Here is a 16,497-nt window from a genome sequence, read left to right as displayed (position 1 = left end):
CTTGAAAGACGAAGCGTATAATCATTATTACTGCTGACCGTTATTGTGGTTAACCGAAAATTGAATTAAACCAGCCGGTAACGGTTTTTACAACGAAATCCCATATACGCCCGAAGATACCAGTTTCTTCTACAGCCTCTTTAACAACCAACGGACGCTGCTCAATCACTTTATCATTCAGCATAAAATTCACCGTTCCTACAACTTGGTTCTTGGCTAATGGCGCTTCAAAAGATGTTTTATCCAATGTAAAACTGGCTTTCAAATTACCCGATTGACCACGGGGAACAACGATTGAAGCATCTTTTTCTACACCAAGGGCAACGTCTGATTGAGTTCCATACCACACTCTTTCTGTTACCAGCGTATCAGAGGCTTTTAATAAAGTTGCCGATTCATAAAAACGAAAGCCCCATGACAAAAGTTTTTCGCTGTCTGAAAAACGCATCCGATCGCTGGGGGCTCCCAACACAACAGAAATCAAACGCATTGGCCCTTCTGTTGCCGATGCAACAAGATTATAGCCTGCTCCGCTGGTATGCCCGGTTTTCACACCGTCCACATTCAAGTTCTTATTCCACAGCAAGCGATTACGATTTGGCTGGCGAATATTATTAAAAGTGAATTCCTTTTCTTTATTCAGTGCATATTCATCCGGCACATCATGGATTAACGCTTTGCTCAACAGAGCCATATCAAGGGCGGTACTGTATTGCCCGGCAGCATCTAAACCATGCACAGTTTTGAAGTGAGTATTCTTCAAGCCTAATGTTTCCGAATACTTATTCATCAATTCGACAAATGTATCCTGACTGCCTGTTATGAAATTCGCCAGAGCAATACTGGCATCATTACCAGATTGGATAACAATGCCGCGGTTCAGGTCGCTGACCTTAACCATTTCGCCTGGCTGTAAAAACATCAGAGACGACCCTTTAAGCACCGGATTACCCGTCGCCCAAGCTTCTCTACCAATCATAACCGAATCTTGATTACTGATTTTCTCTGACTTAATTGCCTTCCCAATCACATAACTGGTCATTATCTTTGTCAAACTTGCTGGATCTAGCCTTTCATCAGCATTCTGTGATGCTAAAACCTTCCCACTGGCATAATCCATTAACACATAGGCTTTCGCATTAATTTCAGGTGCTGTTGGTTCATCCATTGCGTATACACTGGCATTTATCAACCAAAAAACACCCAAGCCAACAGCAAAAGATTTTATTGCCTGTGTCTGTCGTCTTTTTTTCATCGTCGCTCGCCCTTTTTTCTTTACGGCTCAATTCAATTAACTACAAAGAAAGAATAAAAACTTTAATAATATAGGATGTTATGAGTGAAGACTCCAACCCAATAACGTAAAGATTTTCTGTTACTCATCTGATTTTATTGTCATATTATCAATTATTCAGAATAAGCAAACATGAGGAGAAAATAATGCTAACTATCTGGGGACGTAAGAATTCAGCAAATGTAAAAAAAGTTCTCTGGTGTCTGGAGGAATTAAACGTTCCATATCAACAAGTTGATGTAGGTGGAAAATTTGGTAAGCTTAACGATGCTGAATATCTGCAAATGAATCCCAATGCGGTCATTCCTTGTTTGCAGGAAGATGATTTCATTTTGTGGGAATCAAATGCAATTGTACGTTATATTGCTGCCAAATACGGGAAAGATACTCTTTATCCCGCCGCCCTTCAAGAAAGAGCCAGTGTTGAAAAATGGATGGATTGGGGCATCTGCAACCTATTTCCCCCCATTAAACAATTCATGATTAACTTTGTCAGAACCCCAGCCGAACAGAGAGATCCCAACGTCATTTCCCAATCTATGGCTGAAATTGAAAAATTACTAAAAATTATCGATGACACTCTCAATCACCAAATTTACCTCTCTGGCAGCAAATTTGGCATGGCCGATATAGCCTTGGCTCCATTGGTCTATTTATGGCTAAACGTAGACTTAGAGCGCCCATCATTCCCTAACCTCGAACGTTGGTATCAATTGCTCACCACAAGGCCCGCGTTTCAAAAGATTGTTATGATTGAAATAAGTTAGGCTTTACGTCATTGGCATTCTGCCGGGATCCGGAAACTGATATTCAAATCCTAATTCCTGGCAGATGCGACTGCCATCGATGATTTTACTTTCACCATCCTTTTCTTCTGCCTGTAAAAATTCGGGAGGTGTTAAGTTAAGCTCGCGGCTAGCTGATGAATAATATTCTGATTTTTTGGGATGGATTGGTGCACATAAATTATAAATATGGCCGCCTTCCGGCTGCTGGATAAGCAGATTGATAGCCGAAATAACATCATCCTGGTGTACTAAATTGACCACATCCCCTCCCCCGCCAATTGCCTTTCTCCCGGCAAGAAAACGTCCGGCATGGCGCCCACAGCCAACCAACCCAGCCAGGCGCAATATATCAACAGATGTATTGGGAAGTTGATGTAACCAATTCTCCAGCTTGACTAATGCCTTCGCTGATTGGGTTTCAGGATGCAATGGCGCATTTTCTTTGATAATTCCGGCAGACGAGCCATAGACGGAAGTTGAGCTTGTGAAAATAATGCGTGGAACTGAATAAGAAAGTGCACTATCAACAACCAGTTGTACTGCTTTAACATACTCTTCCCCACCACCGGCAATGCCACTGACCGGCAGAGTTAAAACCAAGATATCGACAGACAACAATTGCTCAATATCATCAGCTTCACAGTCAATTTGAGGATTCAAATTCAACGGGTAGCAATCCACACCACACATACACGCAGCTTCAACTCCATCTGGGGTCGTTTTACTGCCAACAACCTGCATACCATTACTTTGCAATACCTGTGCCAGTGGCATCCCTAACCAGCCTAATCCGATAATGGAAACCTTTCTCACCATAGCTCTCCCAGAAACCAATACAATTTCTATTAACCGCTAAAATTATTAACAGCCAAACATCTTAACCGTTAATTCTATGAACCGTTGACCTTATGGAAGCAGTCAAATATATGACTGTTGTTAACATTAGCCATATAATCATCCAATTACAACAAGATACATTTCCCATAAAAAACAAACGATTAACACAATCAAAACCAAATACCTCAAAAAAAGTTTGCTTTTTATCCACAAAATCGTATAGGTTAAATGCCAAGCAACCAAGTTCTTGGCTGAAAATGTAACGCCATATACGCCAAGTATGAAAACGAATAATTACATCAAAAATAGCATCAAACTTACCTAACTTAGTTCAAAACTCAGATAGAGAGCTTACATATTATGAACCGTATTCAATTTAACCATCATCATCACCATCATCCTGACTAGTCTTTCAGGCTGCTGTGTGCTGGAAGACATTTGACCCGTCTTCCGGTGGTATGAATACGATGAAAAACCCTCGGAAGATTTTCCGAGGGTTTTTTCATTTATAAACCATACGACCGAACATTAAGATAGGGTAAACACAACATGTTAGATAAAACACGCTTACGGATAGCCATTCAAAAATCAGGCCGCCTTAGTGATGACTCCCGGGCACTGCTTGCCCGCTGCGGTATCAAAATCAATTTACAGCAGCAGCGCCTGATTGCATTTGCAGAAAATATGCCCATCGACATCCTGCGTGTCCGCGATGATGATATTCCCGGCCTTGTTATGGATGGCGTTGTCGATTTAGGCATTATTGGCGAAAACGTTCTTGAGGAAGAATTACTGACACGGCAGGCACAAGGAGAAAACCCTAACTACCTGACCTTGCGCCGCCTTGATTTTGGTGATTGCCGTCTGTCCCTTGCCACTCCTTTTGACTTCGATTATACCGGAGTGGAATGCTTACAAAATTCCCGCATTGCCACTTCTTACCCTCACTTGCTGAAGCGTTACCTTGACCAAAAAGGCATTCAGTTCAAATCTTGCCTCCTCAATGGTTCAGTCGAAGTTGCTCCCCGTGCGGGATTGGCCGATGCCATCTGTGATTTGGTCTCAACAGGTGCAACTTTGGAAGCCAATGGATTGCGGGAAGTAGACGTCATCTATCGTTCAAAAGCCTGCCTGATCCAACGTGATGGCGAAATGCCGGACACCAAGCAAAAACTCATCGATAAACTTATGCTCCGCATTCAGGGGGTTATTCAGGCACGTGAATCCAAATACATCATGCTGCACGCTCCCAATGATAAGCTGGAAGAAATTATCTCTCTGTTACCGGGTGCTGAACGCCCCACTATTTTGCCGCTTGCTGGCGCACAAAATCGCGTAGCCATGCACATGGTCAGCAGTGAAACACTATTCTGGGAGACGATGGAAAAACTCAAGGCATTGGGTGCCAGTTCCATTCTGGTGTTGCCAATTGAAAAAATGATGGAGTAATTTTGATGAATACAAGCTTTAACACCATCATTAACTGGCAAGAATGTAGCGCGGAGCAGCAAAAAGCTTTGCTTGCCCGCCCGGCTGTCACTGCTGCTGAAGATATTTCCAGCACAGTTGAACAAATTCTGGAAACAGTGAAGGCACGGGGTGATCAAGCGTTGCAGGAATTCAGCCAACGTTTCGATAAAACCGCCATTGAAACAATAAGAGTTTCATCCAGTGAAGTAGAGGCCGCGGCCAGCCGCTTGGCACCGGAGATTAAACAGGCTATGCAACAAGCCATGAATAATATCCGCCGTTTTCACGAAGCACAAAAACCACAAACAATTGACATTGAAACGCTGCCGGGCGTTCGTTGCCAGCAAGTCACACGCCCAATCGATTCAGTTGGGCTCTATATTCCCGGCGGCTCGGCACCCCTGCCTTCAACGGTATTGATGCTGGGTATACCTGCCAATATTGCAGGGTGCCGCAATATTATCCTATGTTCCCCTCCGCCAATTGCAGATGAAATCCTCTATGCTGCCCAACTGTGTGGGATCAGCAACATATTCCAGATTGGAGGTGCGCAAGCCATCGCCGCGATGGCCTTCGGAACTGCTTCAGTTCCTAAAGTGGATAAAATTTTTGGCCCAGGCAATGCATGGGTTACGGAAGCCAAACGGCAAGTCAGCCAATGTATTGATGGCGCAGCAATTGATATGCCTGCGGGGCCATCGGAAGTGCTGGTGATCGCAGACAACGAAGCGAATCCAGCCTTTACCGCCGCCGACCTCCTTTCACAAGCTGAGCACGGCCCTGATTCTCAAGTCATTCTGGTAACGCCTGATAGATCCTTTGCAGCACGGGTTATTCCAGAAATTGAGCTCCAGCTCAAGGCATTGCCGCGCCAACAAATTGCAAACCAAGCCTTGCAAGCCAGCCGGATTATTATTGCCGCAGATCTTGCTCAATGCGTGGATATCAGCAACCAATACGGCCCAGAACATTTGATTATTCAAACCCGCCAACCTGAGCAATTGGTAGAAAAAATTACCAGCGCCGGTTCGGTTTTCTTAGGAGACTGGTCGCCGGAATCCGCAGGAGACTACGCTTCCGGCACCAATCACGTTCTACCGACTTATGGCTATACTTCAACCTATTCCAGTCTGGGTCTGGCTGATTTTCTGAAAAGAATGACCGTTCAGCAGCTTACCCCACAAGGTTTGCAAAAACTCGCTCCGACGATTGAAACACTTGCGCAGGCAGAACAACTAATCGCACACAAAAATGCTGTGACGTTACGCATTGCCGCCCTGAATAAAACAAATCTGGGATCATAAGACTAAGGATCACGCATGAATACGGTTTTTGATATCAATTCACTGGCAAGAGAAAATGTTAGAAAATTAGTTCCTTATATGTCTGCCCGCCGTCTGGGAGGTAATGGGACTCTTTGGCTAAACGCAAATGAGTATCCGGCTTCCCCTGATTTTCAGCTAACTGAAAATTCGCTCAATCGTTACCCTGAATGCCAGCCGGCAATGGTCATCCAACGCTATGCCGATTATGCCGGCCTTCAACCAGAGCAAGTGCTGGTCAGTCGTGGAGCCGATGAATCCATTGAGTTATTGCTCCGGGTCTTTTGCGAACCGGGACGTGATGCCATGCTGTACTGCCCACCGACCTACGGTATGTACAGCGTCAGCGCAGAAGCGTTAGGTGTCGAACAAAAGAAGATCCCCGTCAGAGCTGACTGGCAACTTGACCTTACTACCATTGAAAGCAACCTTGATCGCGTTAAACTGATCTACATTTGTAGCCCTAATAACCCTACCGGTAACTTGGTTGATCCTGCCGCATTGCGCAAAATTTTAGAACTGGCCCGTAACCGTGCCATCGTTGCCATTGATGAAGCCTACATCGAATTTTGCCCGCAACAGGATATCACTCGCTGGCTGCAAGACTATCCTAACTTAGTCATTTTGCGAACTCTCTCGAAAGCTTTTGCTTTAGCAGGATTGCGCTGTGGATTTACGCTGGCGTCTGCCGATATCATCAAGCTGATGCTAAAAGTGATAGCCCCTTATCCACTTGCTACTCCGGTCGCAGATATCGCGGCACAAGCCTTGACAGAAACAGGCATTAGCACGATGAGGGCTCGCGTGGCAGAAAATACTGATAATCGGTTATATCTTCAGCAAGAGCTTCGTAAGTCAGCGTTAGTTGAAACCGTTTATCCCAGTGAGACCAACTATATTTTGGTGAAATTTACTGACGCAGAAAGAGTATTCAAGAGCCTGTGGGATCAAGGGATTATCTTGCGTGATCAGAGAAAGCAGCCGGGATTGGAGAATTGCCTGCGCATCACCATTGGCAGCCGGGATGAATGCGAGCAGTTGATCAAAGCCATCAATGAACTTTCCAACCCGCCTCAACAAATAAAGGAAATTTAAAATCCATGAGCCAGAGATTACTTTTTATTGATCGCGACGGAACGCTTATCACTGAGCCACCGAGTGACTATCAGGTTGATCGTCTTGATAAACTGGCTTTCGAAGCTGGCGTGATCCCTGCCCTGCTATCTCTGCAAAAAGCAGGTTACAAATTAGTCATGGTGACAAATCAAGATGGATTGGGTACAGCGAGTTTTCCACTGGCTGATTTTGAACCACCGCATGCATTGATGATGCAAGTTTTTACGTCACAAGGCATCTATTTTGAAGATGTCCTTATCTGTCCGCACAAACCTGAAGATAATTGTCACTGCCGTAAACCCAAGCTCGGCTTGGTAGAGAAATATTTGTCAGAAAACAGCATTGATACAGAAAACAGCTATGTCATTGGTGATCGGGAAACTGATCTGCAATTAGCTCAAAACATGGGTATCAAAGGCATTCGCTACCAGCCAGAATCAATGGGATGGCCCGTCATTTGTAACCAACTGACCCAAAAAGACAGACAGGCTCAGGTTGAACGGAAAACGAAGGAAACCGCCATCAATATTGGGGTTTGGTTAGATCAAGAAGGTGAAAATAGCATCAATACCGGTGTTGGGTTCTTTGATCATATGCTGGATCAAATAGCAACCCACGGTGGTTTTCGCATGGATATACAAGTTAAGGGCGATCTCCACATTGATGATCACCACACCGTTGAAGACACCGGCTTGGCACTTGGTGAAGCTCTGAAACAGGCGCTGGGCGACAAGCGCGGCATTGCACGCTTTGGCTTTATCTTGCCAATGGATGAATGCCTTGCTCGCTGTGCCTTAGATATTTCCGGCCGCCCGCATCTGGAATACAAAGCTGAATTCAAGCATCAGCGTGTCGGTGATTTAAGCACAGAAATGATCGAACATTTCTTTCGTTCGCTTTCCTACACAATGGGATGCACTTTACACCTAAAAACCAAGGGCAAAAACGATCACCACCGGGCAGAAAGTCTGTTCAAAGTTTTTGGTCGGACATTGCGGCAGGCTATTCGTGTAGAAGGCGATACCTTGCCCAGTTCCAAAGGTGTTTTATAAACCAAAGGTGCCGTAATAAAGGAAGCTATGATGAATGTTGTTATTCTGGATACAGGCTGTGCCAACCTTGCATCTGTTGCCTATGCCATTCGTCGGTTGGGCTACGAGCCTACCATCAGTTTAGATGCGGATATTGTGCACTCCGCCGATAAACTTTTTTTACCCGGTGTGGGTACCGCCACCGCAGCTATGGAACAACTCGAAAAAAGGCAATTAATTCCATTGATTAGCTCACTTACTCAGCCTGTGCTGGGTATTTGCCTTGGCATGCAATTATTGGCCTCACTCAGTACAGAGGGAGGTAACGTCCCTTTACTGAAATTAATTGACACGCAGGTCAAAAAAATAGCTGTTACAGATCAGCCATTGCCGCATATGGGCTGGAACCAAGTAACAGCACAAAAAAATCACCCCCTGTTTCGCCATATTGATGACAACGCCCGCTTTTATTTTGTTCACAGTTACGCACTCCCCGTTGGTGAATATACGATTGCTGAAACGGAATATGGAAGCGTGTTTAGCAGTGCTATAGCAAAAGACAATTTCTTTGGTGTCCAGTTCCATCCTGAACGTTCAGGCGCTGCTGGTGCACAGTTACTGAAAAACTTTTTGGAGATGTAACCGCATGATCATACCTGCACTAGATTTAATCGATGGCAATGTGGTGCGTTTGCATCAGGGAGATTATGAACAGCGTCGCGATTATGGCAGTTCTCCTCTCTCTCGTTTGCAGCAATATGAACAAGAAGGCGCCGAATTGCTTCATTTAGTTGATCTTACTGGTGCCAAAGATCCGGCCAAGCGCCAAATTGCACTTCTCAAGCAACTATTGGCGGGAGTTACTGTGCCTGTTCAGGTCGGTGGCGGAATTCGTTCTGAAAACGATGTCACCACACTGTTTGAAGCCGGTGCCAGCCGGGTTGTCATTGGTTCAACAGCCATTACACAACCTGAATTGGTTAAACAATGGTTCCAACGTTACGGGGCAGAATCGATTGTACTGGCATTGGATGTTCGCATTAGTTCAGACGGGAATAAGCAAGTTGCCATCAGTGGTTGGCAAGAAAACAGCCATGCCACCCTGGAAGATATCATTGAACAATATCTTCCTTTCGGACTGAAACACGTGCTATGTACTGACATTTCCCGTGACGGCACATTAAGTGGCTCTAATATCGCGCTCTATCAAGAAATCAGCCAACAATACCCACAGATCCAGTTTCAAGCTTCAGGTGGTATCGGCAGCCTTGCGGATGTATCCCCCCTGCCTGCTTCTGGTGTAGCGGGTGTAATTGTCGGGCGTGCATTGCTTGAAGGAAAATTCACACTGACGGAGGCAATTCAATGTTGGCAAAACGCATAATTCCATGTCTTGATGTCCGTGATGGTCAAGTCGTTAAAGGTGTCCAATTCCGCAATCATGAAATCATTGGTGACATTGTTCCCCTCGCACAACGGTACGCACAAGAAGGCGCAGATGAATTGGTATTTTACGATATTACCGCTTCTTCTGACGGCCGGGCGGTAGATAAAAGCTGGGTAGCAAAAGTAGCCGAAGTTATCGACATCCCTTTTTGCGTGGCTGGCGGCATAAAAACCGTTGAAGAAGCTGGTCAAATTTTGTCGTTCGGGGCAGATAAAATCTCCATCAACTCCCCGGCCTTGGCAGATCCGGATTTAATTAACCGTCTGGCTGAGCGTTACGGTGTCCAATGTGTTGTTGTAGGAATTGATACTTGGTTTGATGAAAAAACCAATAGCTATCAAGTTTACCAATTTACTGGTGATGAAAAACGAACAACAGCAACACACTGGCACACATTGGATTGGGTCAGGGAAGTCCAACAACGTGGTGCCGGCGAAATTGTCCTGAATATGATGAATCAGGACGGCGTCCGCAATGGTTATGATCTTACGCAATTGAAATTGGTACGCGATATTTGCTCCGTGCCATTAGTGGCATCTGGCGGTGCCGGCGCACCAGAGCACTTTTTGGATGCATTCAAACTGGCTAACGTTGATGGTGCATTGGCAGCATCCGTTTTTCACAAGCAAATCATTAACATCAGTGAACTAAAACAATATCTTGCTACAGAAGGCATCGAGGTTAGAACATGTTAACACCACAGCAGTACAAAAAATTAGATTGGGAAAAAGTGGATAACCTCATGCCAGTCATCGTCCAACATGCCGTCTCCGGTACCGTATTGATGATGGGATACATGAATCAAGAAGCTCTGGATACCACCCTTAAATCCGGCAAGGTCACGTTTTTCTCCCGAACCAAACAAAGGCTATGGACAAAAGGCGAAAGCTCCGGCCATTTTTTACACCTGGTAGATATCTACCCTGATTGCGATAACGATACTCTGCTTGCGCTCGTCAATCCTGTCGGCCCAACTTGCCACAAAGGCACTGAAAGCTGTTTTGCTCCGGCCCAAACAGATTGGGGCTTTCTCTATCAATTAGAACAAATACTGGCAAGCCGAAAAAATGCGTCACCGGATAGCTCTTATACCGCCCGTTTATATGCCAGCGGTACAAAGCGCATTGCCCAGAAAGTAGGCGAAGAGGGTGTGGAAACGGCACTGGCTGCCACGGTGAATGACAGAGAAGAATTAACCAATGAAGCCGCAGATTTGATTTATCACCTATTGGTCTTGCTACAAGATCAAGAGCTTGATCTCAGCAAAATCATCCAGCAATTGCGGGAACGGCATTCTGCACAATAGACCTTGCTACCGGGTGAAGATTAGACGCAACAAATACCAGCCACTTCACAAGTTTTTTCATAAGCTTTTTTTACAAAATTGGCATTCGAAGTGGCTTTTGATCACTGGATTTAGATTACAATGTGGCACTTATTGAATTCCATCATTTTGTCAGCACCAATAATTGCTTATACATGAAAAATTGTTTATGCAGGAATAGCTTTTTATGCAGGAATAATTAATGGGTACTGACTTTCACCTTGAGTTTATGCAGGAGAACATTTTGCTAGAAAATGACATTTTCGAATGCCTTACTACCATACTGGATACTCATAATGCTCGTTACCGTGTCATGGAGCACGCTACAGGTGGGCGCTCTGAAGAAATTGCGAAAATACGGGGTACTCATCTGGGGCAAGGCGCAAAAGCTTTAGTCTGCCACGTAAAAGGAGATGGCTACCGGCAATATGTCCTTGCTGTCCTGCCTGCGGATCAACAAGCCGATCTTGCCACTCTCGCCATGCAGATGGGAGGAAAACGGGCATCCTTAGCCAGCCCAAAGGAAGTTTCTGAATTAACACGCTGTGTTTTTGGTGCTATTCCACCATTCAGTTTTCATCCAGACCTTAAGCTAGTTGTCGAACCATTTTTATTCGAGCGTTATGAAGAACTGGCATTCAATGCCGGCAGTCTGGAACGTTCGATTATTTTGAATACAGAAGATTACCGCCGCATCGCCGCCCCAGAATTAGTTGCTTTTCGTAAAATAGACGATCGAGCCTAATCCTCAGAAATCGCCCGATAAATTAAAGTAATCTTAAATAAAGTTTACATTTTGCTATAATTTAATTAGGTAAAAATGGGCGATTATTATATGAAGAATGTTTTTGTTCTGGTAATACTCGGTCTTGTCATGTTCAGTGCGGCTATCTCCCTGTATCTCTATGATGCAGAAATCGGGCAGTGGTTAGAGCAGTTAGCACAGGCGTTTGCTTAAATGGCAATGTTCCTCCTGAAATGTTGCCCAGCATTTTATATAAAAAAGGTGCTGAATTTTCAGCACCTTTTTTTCATACGACTAATATCTGATAAGGATATTTAACGATTAATCCAACCATTCAGTGTGAAAAACGCCTTCTTTATCAGTGCGCTTATAAGTATGAGCACCAAAGTAATCGCGCTGTGCCTGAATCAAATTGGCAGGCAATACCGCTGAACGGTAGCTGTCATAATAAGAAATAGCAGCAGAGAATGTTGGTGTTGGAATACCATTTTGCACGCCATAGGTTATGACATCACGCAGTGCTTGCTGGTACTCATCTGCAATTTGTTTGAAGTAAGGTGCCAGCAGCAAGTTGGCGATAGCTGGGTTTTCATTGTACGCATCTGTGATTTTTTGCAAGAACTGTGCACGAATGATACAGCCTGCACGGAAGATCTTGGCAATCTCACCATAGTTCAGATCCCAGTTATACTCATCTGATGCCGCTTTCAGTTGCTGGAAACCTTGTGCGTAAGAAACAATCTTGCCCAAATACAGAGCACGGCGAACTTTCTCAACAAACTCAGATTTGTCACCATCAAATGGTTTTGCTACCGGGCCTGACAGTACTTGAGATGCAGCAACACGTTGATCTTTCAGAGAAGAGATATAACGCGCGAATACGGATTCCGTAATCAGAGTCACCGGAACACCCAGATCCAGTGAACTTTGGCTAGTCCATTTACCTGTACCTTTATTGGCAGCTTCATCCAGAATGACATCGACCAGATACTTCCCTTCATCATCTTGCTTGCGGAAAATATCAGCCGTAATTTCTATCAGGTAGCTGCTCAGCTCGCCCTGGTTCCAGTCACTGAACACTTCTGCCAATTCCTGATTACTCAGGTTCAATGAATTTTTCAGCAAAGAATAGGCTTCTGCAATCAGCTGCATATCACCATATTCAATGCCATTGTGCACCATCTTCACATAATGACCGGCACCATCTGCGCCGATATAAGTAACACAAGGCTCACCATCAACTTGAGCTGCAATCTCTTTCAGGATTGGAGCAACCAGTTCATAAGCTTCTTTCTGGCCACCCGGCATGATTGAAGGGCCTTTCAGAGCACCTTCTTCACCACCGGAAACGCCGGTGCCAATGAAATTAAAGCCTTGTGCAGACAATTCACGATTACGACGGATAGTATCCTGAAAATAGGTGTTGCCGCCATCGATCAGAATATCACCCTTATCCAAATGTGGCGTCAGTGATGCAATGGTTTTATCCGTAGCTTCACCAGCCTTAACCATCAACAGAATACGACGCGGCTTTTCCAGTGAATCGACAAACTCTTCAATGGAATAACTTGGAACTAATTTTTTCCCTGGATTTTCAGCGATAACTTCATCAGTTTTATCACCGGAGCGGTTGAAAATAGATACAGAGTAACCACGGCTTTCAATATTCAACGCTAGGTTGCGCCCCATTACCGCCATACCGACAACACCGATCTGTTGTTTGGACATGAATGACTCCCGTCTAATAATGACTGCTGCCCACCCAAGATGCAGTATTTGGCTATGTGCCTCGTAAACATACGTTTTATAATCATATGTTTTATAAACAGCCCGTTACAAACCGTCGTCATACACAATTCGTTACAAGCAATACTTCATAAAATACGTGCCCTATAAAACAGATGTCATATCAAACACCAGCCGAATGCAACAAAACAGAGTGGACAATTTGTTAATGAACTCACATGTTAACTCAGGAATGGGCATAGAGGGTAGTTATTGATGCAATCGATACCGTCACGACGTTTGTTTGCTGAAAAAATTTCCAATTGCGATAAATCATCTATTGATATTTGATGCTTCAATACCCATTATTTAGCGGTCGGCAAAAGCCGTCATATTAAAAGGTAAAATAAATTGTATGGAATGGATCGCTGATCCTACGATATGGGCCGGTCTGGCAACCCTTATCGTTTTAGAAATCGTTCTCGGAATTGACAACTTAATATTTATTGCCATATTGGCAGACAAACTTCCCGAAAAATATAGAGATAAAGCTCGCCTGACAGGGCTCTCCTGTGCTCTTGTCATGAGGGTATTGTTGCTCTTTAGCTTATCTTGGCTCGTCTCTTTGACCAATCCATTGGTTACCCTATGGGAACACCCTTTCAGCGCCCGTGATTTAATTATGCTGATAGGGGGTATTTTCCTGTTGTTCAAAGCCACAATGGAACTGAATGAACGCCTGGAAGGGAAAGCCCTGCACACCAATCAGCAAAGGAAAGGAGCCGGTTTCTGGGCGGTTGTCGTACAAATTATTGTCTTAGATGCGGTATTCTCATTAGATTCTGTCATTACCGCAGTGGGCATGGTCGATCATATTGGCATCATGATTGCCGCAGTTATCATCGCCATGATCCTAATGATATGGGCCAGTAAACCCCTGACAAAATTTGTCAATGCGCACCCCACCATTGTGATCTTGTGTCTCAGCTTCTTGTTGATGATCGGTTTTAGCTTAGTTGCAGAAGGCTTCGGTTATCATATTCCGAAAGGCTATCTCTATGCTGCCATCGGTTTTTCCATCATGATAGAAGCATTGAACCAGTTCGCCCAATTCAATCGCCGCAAGTTCTTGAGTGCTTCCCGCTCCCTGCGCGAAAGGACGGCAGAAGCTGTTTTACACATTTTAAATGGTAAACGTGAAAACGCGGCACTGGACAACCATGCTTCCAGCCTGATTGCAGATAGTGAGGAGAATAAAGAGGTTTTTGAGCCTCAGGAACGCCAGATGATTGCGCGGGTGCTCAGCATGGCACAGCGTACCGTCAGTAGTATCATGACCTCACGCCATGACGTGATTTATCTTGATGTTCACTCCCCTGCTGAAAAGTTGACTGCGTTGCTGGAACAGAAGCCGCATACCCGAATCGTCGTCACCGATGAACAAACCAGTGATGAACCTCTTGGTGTAGTGCATGTCATTGACATCCTTAATCAGCAATTGACGCACAAAACCTTCGATTTAGGCAAGCTCGTGCAACAACCACTGATTTTCCCTGAATCACTCTCCTTGCTGCAAGCGTTGGAACAATTCCGTCAGGCGCAGACACACTTTGCCTTTGTCGTTGATGAATTCGGCTCTGTTGAAGGTGTTGTAACAGTAACGGATGTGATGGAAACTATTACCGGCAATTTGCCTGTAGGCAGTGGTGAACTTGATGCACGGCATGACATTCAGATCATGGACGATGGCTCTTGGATTGCCAATGGATTTATGCCACTGGAAGATTTGGTACTTTACGTGCCATTGCCACTGGATGAAAAACGTGAATACCAGACGCTGGCGGGCTTACTGATGGAACATCTTCAACATATTCCACAACAAGGTGAGCAGCTGAGGATTGGTGATTATCTGTTTGAACCACTGGAAATTACCAGCCACCGGATCAATAAAGTAAAAATAACTTCGCTGATAATCGAAGAAGAATTGGACGCTTGATCCTCCATTCCTAATATTAAATATCTAATAAAAAACCGGCATAAGTCCGGTTTTTTTTATTCCCACAAGTTTTATCCAGCGGACTTAATTTTTAGCATATTGGTTCACCACTCCCCTAAGTACAATAGCTCCATTCAGTAGCCATTAGCGGAGATGTCGCCCCGCCTTCATATGCCCAGAAACTTACCGTAAGTTTCCTGTGGCTGAGTTAGCAATACATTCATTTTTGTTAATAACATGAGGGTATTACATGAGTACGAAATATTTTTCACTACTGACACATGCTGGTACAGATAAACTGAAAAAAGCAGCTTCATCGGGTATAAAACTTGAAATTACCCACATGGCTGTCGGCGATGGCAATGGTAATTTACCTATACCTGATGCCAATCAATCCAAACTGGTAAATGAAAAATACCGCGCCGAAATTGATTCCCTGACTATTGATCCTACAAATCATAATCTCATTGTTACTGAGCATTTTATCCCTGAAGGAAATGGCAATTGGTGGGTTCGTGAAATTGGTCTATTCGACAAAGAAGGAACACTGATTGCGATCGGTAACTGTGGGGAGGTTTACAAACCAGAATCACTGGAGCAAATGATCCGCATGGCCCTGCCGATTGACGATCACAGCCTGATGGAATGGATAGGATTGATTTCTGGCATAGCCACCCGCCAATATGTCAGGAACAAAATCAAAGATCACGCAAACAGCCGCAATCACCCTGACGCAACGTTAAAAGAGAAGGGATTGGTTGCACTCAGCAATGAAATTAATAGTAACAACGAAACACATGCTGCAACACCCAAGGCAGTAAAAACAGCATATGAATTAGCAGATAAAGCCTATAAATTAGCCGAAACAGTCGTCTCTACCGACAAATATGTTCCAGTAACGCGCAAAATCAACGGAAAAGAGCTGATTCATGATGTCAAACTGGGTGCCTCTGATGTCAATGCCTACAACAAACAGGAAACAGACGGCTTAATCCAGCCCGTCAAAGTACAGGCCGAAGACGCCATGAAACTGGCGGAAACAGCCAAGAAAAACGCAGAAGTCGCCGTTATACAGGTTGAAAAAAAGGTTCCTTTATCGCGCAAAATCAATGGCAAAGATCTGGCTAACGATATCGAACTGACAGCCTCTGATGTCAATGCTTACAGCAAACAGGAAACAGACGACCTGCTCCAACCTGTCAGAGTATTATCCGAAGATGCCATGAAACTGGCAGAAACAACCAATAGCAACGCGACAACAGGCATTGATAATGCAACAAAAGCCATTAATGACCTGACAACTGCCGTTGACGAAATGAAAGTCGCTCTTGATGGCAAGGTTCCATTAACCCGAAAAATCAACGGCAAAGATCTGGTTCACGATGTCGAGCTGACGGCCTCT

At 44.6% G+C, this 16,497-nt stretch carries 17 protein-coding genes and 1 other annotated feature; of the genes, 14 read left to right on the top strand and 3 right to left on the bottom strand.

Annotated features, from left to right (window positions below):
- Window positions 1-49: 49 nt before the first annotated feature.
- The gene (locus FE392_RS18740) at window positions 50-1,255 is read right to left on the bottom strand and encodes a serine hydrolase (RefSeq protein ID WP_319931670.1); all 1,206 of its coding nucleotides are present in this window, start codon (window positions 1,253-1,255) and stop codon (window positions 50-52) included.
- 185 nt (window positions 1,256-1,440) lie between these two features.
- Between FE392_RS18740 and FE392_RS18735 the strand changes: the two genes are divergently transcribed.
- On the top strand, window positions 1,441-2,061 hold the full coding sequence (locus tag FE392_RS18735) for a glutathione S-transferase family protein (RefSeq protein WP_319931669.1): 621 nt from the start codon (window positions 1,441-1,443) through the stop codon (window positions 2,059-2,061).
- Window positions 2,062-2,064: 3 nt separating this feature from the next.
- Here the strand turns inward: FE392_RS18735 and FE392_RS18730 are convergent, their stop codons facing one another.
- Window positions 2,065-2,895 carry an SDR family oxidoreductase gene (locus tag FE392_RS18730; protein ID WP_319931673.1) on the bottom strand — a complete coding sequence of 277 codons (831 nt, stop codon included), beginning with the start codon at window positions 2,893-2,895 and terminating at the stop codon, window positions 2,065-2,067.
- Between the two features lie 384 nt (window positions 2,896-3,279).
- Here FE392_RS18730 and hisL point away from each other — a divergent pair, with 384 nt between their 5' ends.
- The 11 genes from hisL to FE392_RS18675 all read left to right on the top strand — a co-directional run bounded on the left by hisL (window position 3,280) and on the right by FE392_RS18675 (window position 11,587).
- Window positions 3,280-3,327: a his operon leader peptide gene (gene hisL, locus FE392_RS18725; protein WP_113967449.1), complete on the top strand. Its 48-nt coding sequence runs from the start codon at window positions 3,280-3,282 to the stop codon at window positions 3,325-3,327.
- Window positions 3,303-3,425: a sequence feature (His leader region), on the top strand. It overlaps the preceding gene by 25 nt.
- Before the next feature lie 43 nt (window positions 3,426-3,468).
- Window positions 3,469-4,368: an ATP phosphoribosyltransferase gene (gene hisG, locus FE392_RS18720; protein ID WP_319931668.1), complete on the top strand. Its 900-nt coding sequence runs from the start codon at window positions 3,469-3,471 to the stop codon at window positions 4,366-4,368.
- Window positions 4,369-4,370: 2 nt separating this feature from the next.
- Window positions 4,371-5,693, top strand: coding sequence for a histidinol dehydrogenase (hisD, locus tag FE392_RS18715; protein ID WP_319931667.1), 1,323 nt, complete (start codon window positions 4,371-4,373; stop codon window positions 5,691-5,693).
- A 15-nt stretch (window positions 5,694-5,708) separates the two neighbouring features.
- Entirely contained in the window at window positions 5,709-6,806 is a 1,098-nt protein-coding gene (hisC, locus tag FE392_RS18710; RefSeq protein WP_319931666.1) for a histidinol-phosphate transaminase, read from the top strand.
- Between the two features lie 5 nt (window positions 6,807-6,811).
- The gene (gene hisB / locus FE392_RS18705) at window positions 6,812-7,879 is read left to right on the top strand and encodes a bifunctional histidinol-phosphatase/imidazoleglycerol-phosphate dehydratase HisB (RefSeq protein ID WP_319931665.1); all 1,068 of its coding nucleotides are present in this window, start codon (window positions 6,812-6,814) and stop codon (window positions 7,877-7,879) included.
- A gap of 30 nt (window positions 7,880-7,909) precedes the next feature.
- Complete coding sequence (gene hisH, locus FE392_RS18700; protein ID WP_319931672.1) at window positions 7,910-8,500, top strand: imidazole glycerol phosphate synthase subunit HisH; 591 nt, start codon at window positions 7,910-7,912, stop codon at window positions 8,498-8,500.
- A 4-nt stretch (window positions 8,501-8,504) separates the two neighbouring features.
- Entirely contained in the window at window positions 8,505-9,242 is a 738-nt protein-coding gene (gene hisA, locus FE392_RS18695) for a 1-(5-phosphoribosyl)-5-[(5-phosphoribosylamino)methylideneamino]imidazole-4-carboxamide isomerase (protein ID WP_319931664.1), read from the top strand.
- Window positions 9,224-10,000, top strand: coding sequence for an imidazole glycerol phosphate synthase subunit HisF (hisF, locus tag FE392_RS18690; RefSeq protein ID WP_319931663.1), 777 nt, complete (start codon window positions 9,224-9,226; stop codon window positions 9,998-10,000). Before hisA ends, hisF begins: the two co-directional genes overlap by 19 nt.
- Window positions 9,994-10,611, top strand: a complete 618-nt coding sequence (gene hisIE / locus FE392_RS18685; RefSeq protein WP_319931662.1) for a bifunctional phosphoribosyl-AMP cyclohydrolase/phosphoribosyl-ATP diphosphatase HisIE — start codon at window positions 9,994-9,996, stop codon at window positions 10,609-10,611. Before hisF ends, hisIE begins: the two co-directional genes overlap by 7 nt.
- 220 nt (window positions 10,612-10,831) lie before the next feature.
- A complete protein-coding gene (locus FE392_RS18680) occupies window positions 10,832-11,374 on the top strand; it encodes a YbaK/prolyl-tRNA synthetase associated domain-containing protein (protein ID WP_439153509.1) in 543 nt (180 codons plus the stop codon).
- Window positions 11,375-11,464: 90 nt separating this feature from the next.
- The gene (locus FE392_RS18675) at window positions 11,465-11,587 is read left to right on the top strand and encodes a hypothetical protein (RefSeq protein WP_319931661.1); all 123 of its coding nucleotides are present in this window, start codon (window positions 11,465-11,467) and stop codon (window positions 11,585-11,587) included.
- Window positions 11,588-11,695: 108 nt separating this feature from the next.
- On the opposite strand, the gene gnd is transcribed toward FE392_RS18675, so the two are convergent.
- Window positions 11,696-13,102, bottom strand: a complete 1,407-nt coding sequence (gene gnd / locus FE392_RS18670; protein ID WP_319931660.1) for an NADP-dependent phosphogluconate dehydrogenase — start codon at window positions 13,100-13,102, stop codon at window positions 11,696-11,698.
- 412 nt (window positions 13,103-13,514) lie between these two features.
- Between gnd and FE392_RS18665 the strand changes: the two genes are divergently transcribed.
- Window positions 13,515-15,095, top strand: coding sequence for a TerC family protein (locus tag FE392_RS18665; RefSeq protein WP_319931659.1), 1,581 nt, complete (start codon window positions 13,515-13,517; stop codon window positions 15,093-15,095).
- A gap of 250 nt (window positions 15,096-15,345) precedes the next feature.
- Window positions 15,346-16,497: phage tail protein (locus FE392_RS18660; RefSeq protein WP_319931658.1), on the top strand; the 1,152-nt coding region annotated here is incomplete at its 3' end.

Origin of the sequence: Xenorhabdus santafensis, assembly GCF_033949405.1 — a bacterium.
Lineage (GTDB): Bacteria > Pseudomonadota > Gammaproteobacteria > Enterobacterales > Enterobacteriaceae > Xenorhabdus > Xenorhabdus santafensis.
The sequence above is the reverse complement of the archived record's forward strand: the minus strand, read 5'-3'. Positions and strand labels throughout refer to the sequence as shown.

What these genes read in the sequence shown, in the direction of transcription:
- FE392_RS18740 (WP_319931670.1), bottom strand. Translation starts at nt 1,255, where the DNA reads ATGAAAAAAAGACGACAGACACAGGCAATAAAATCTTTTGCTGTTGGC.
- FE392_RS18735 (WP_319931669.1), top strand. Translation starts at nt 1,441, where the DNA reads ATGCTAACTATCTGGGGACGTAAGAATTCAGCAAATGTAAAAAAAGTT.
- hisG (WP_319931668.1), top strand. Translation starts at nt 3,469, where the DNA reads ATGTTAGATAAAACACGCTTACGGATAGCCATTCAAAAATCAGGCCGC.
- hisC (WP_319931666.1), top strand. Translation starts at nt 5,709, where the DNA reads ATGAATACGGTTTTTGATATCAATTCACTGGCAAGAGAAAATGTTAGA.
- hisB (WP_319931665.1), top strand. Translation starts at nt 6,812, where the DNA reads ATGAGCCAGAGATTACTTTTTATTGATCGCGACGGAACGCTTATCACT.
- hisH (WP_319931672.1), top strand. Translation starts at nt 7,910, where the DNA reads ATGAATGTTGTTATTCTGGATACAGGCTGTGCCAACCTTGCATCTGTT.
- hisA (WP_319931664.1), top strand. Translation starts at nt 8,505, where the DNA reads ATGATCATACCTGCACTAGATTTAATCGATGGCAATGTGGTGCGTTTG.
- hisF (WP_319931663.1), top strand. Translation starts at nt 9,224, where the DNA reads ATGTTGGCAAAACGCATAATTCCATGTCTTGATGTCCGTGATGGTCAA.
- hisIE (WP_319931662.1), top strand. Translation starts at nt 9,994, where the DNA reads ATGTTAACACCACAGCAGTACAAAAAATTAGATTGGGAAAAAGTGGAT.
- FE392_RS18680 (WP_439153509.1), top strand. Translation starts at nt 10,832, where the DNA reads ATGGGTACTGACTTTCACCTTGAGTTTATGCAGGAGAACATTTTGCTA.
- FE392_RS18675 (WP_319931661.1), top strand. Translation starts at nt 11,465, where the DNA reads ATGAAGAATGTTTTTGTTCTGGTAATACTCGGTCTTGTCATGTTCAGT.
- gnd (WP_319931660.1), bottom strand. Translation starts at nt 13,102, where the DNA reads ATGTCCAAACAACAGATCGGTGTTGTCGGTATGGCGGTAATGGGGCGC.
- FE392_RS18665 (WP_319931659.1), top strand. Translation starts at nt 13,515, where the DNA reads ATGGAATGGATCGCTGATCCTACGATATGGGCCGGTCTGGCAACCCTT.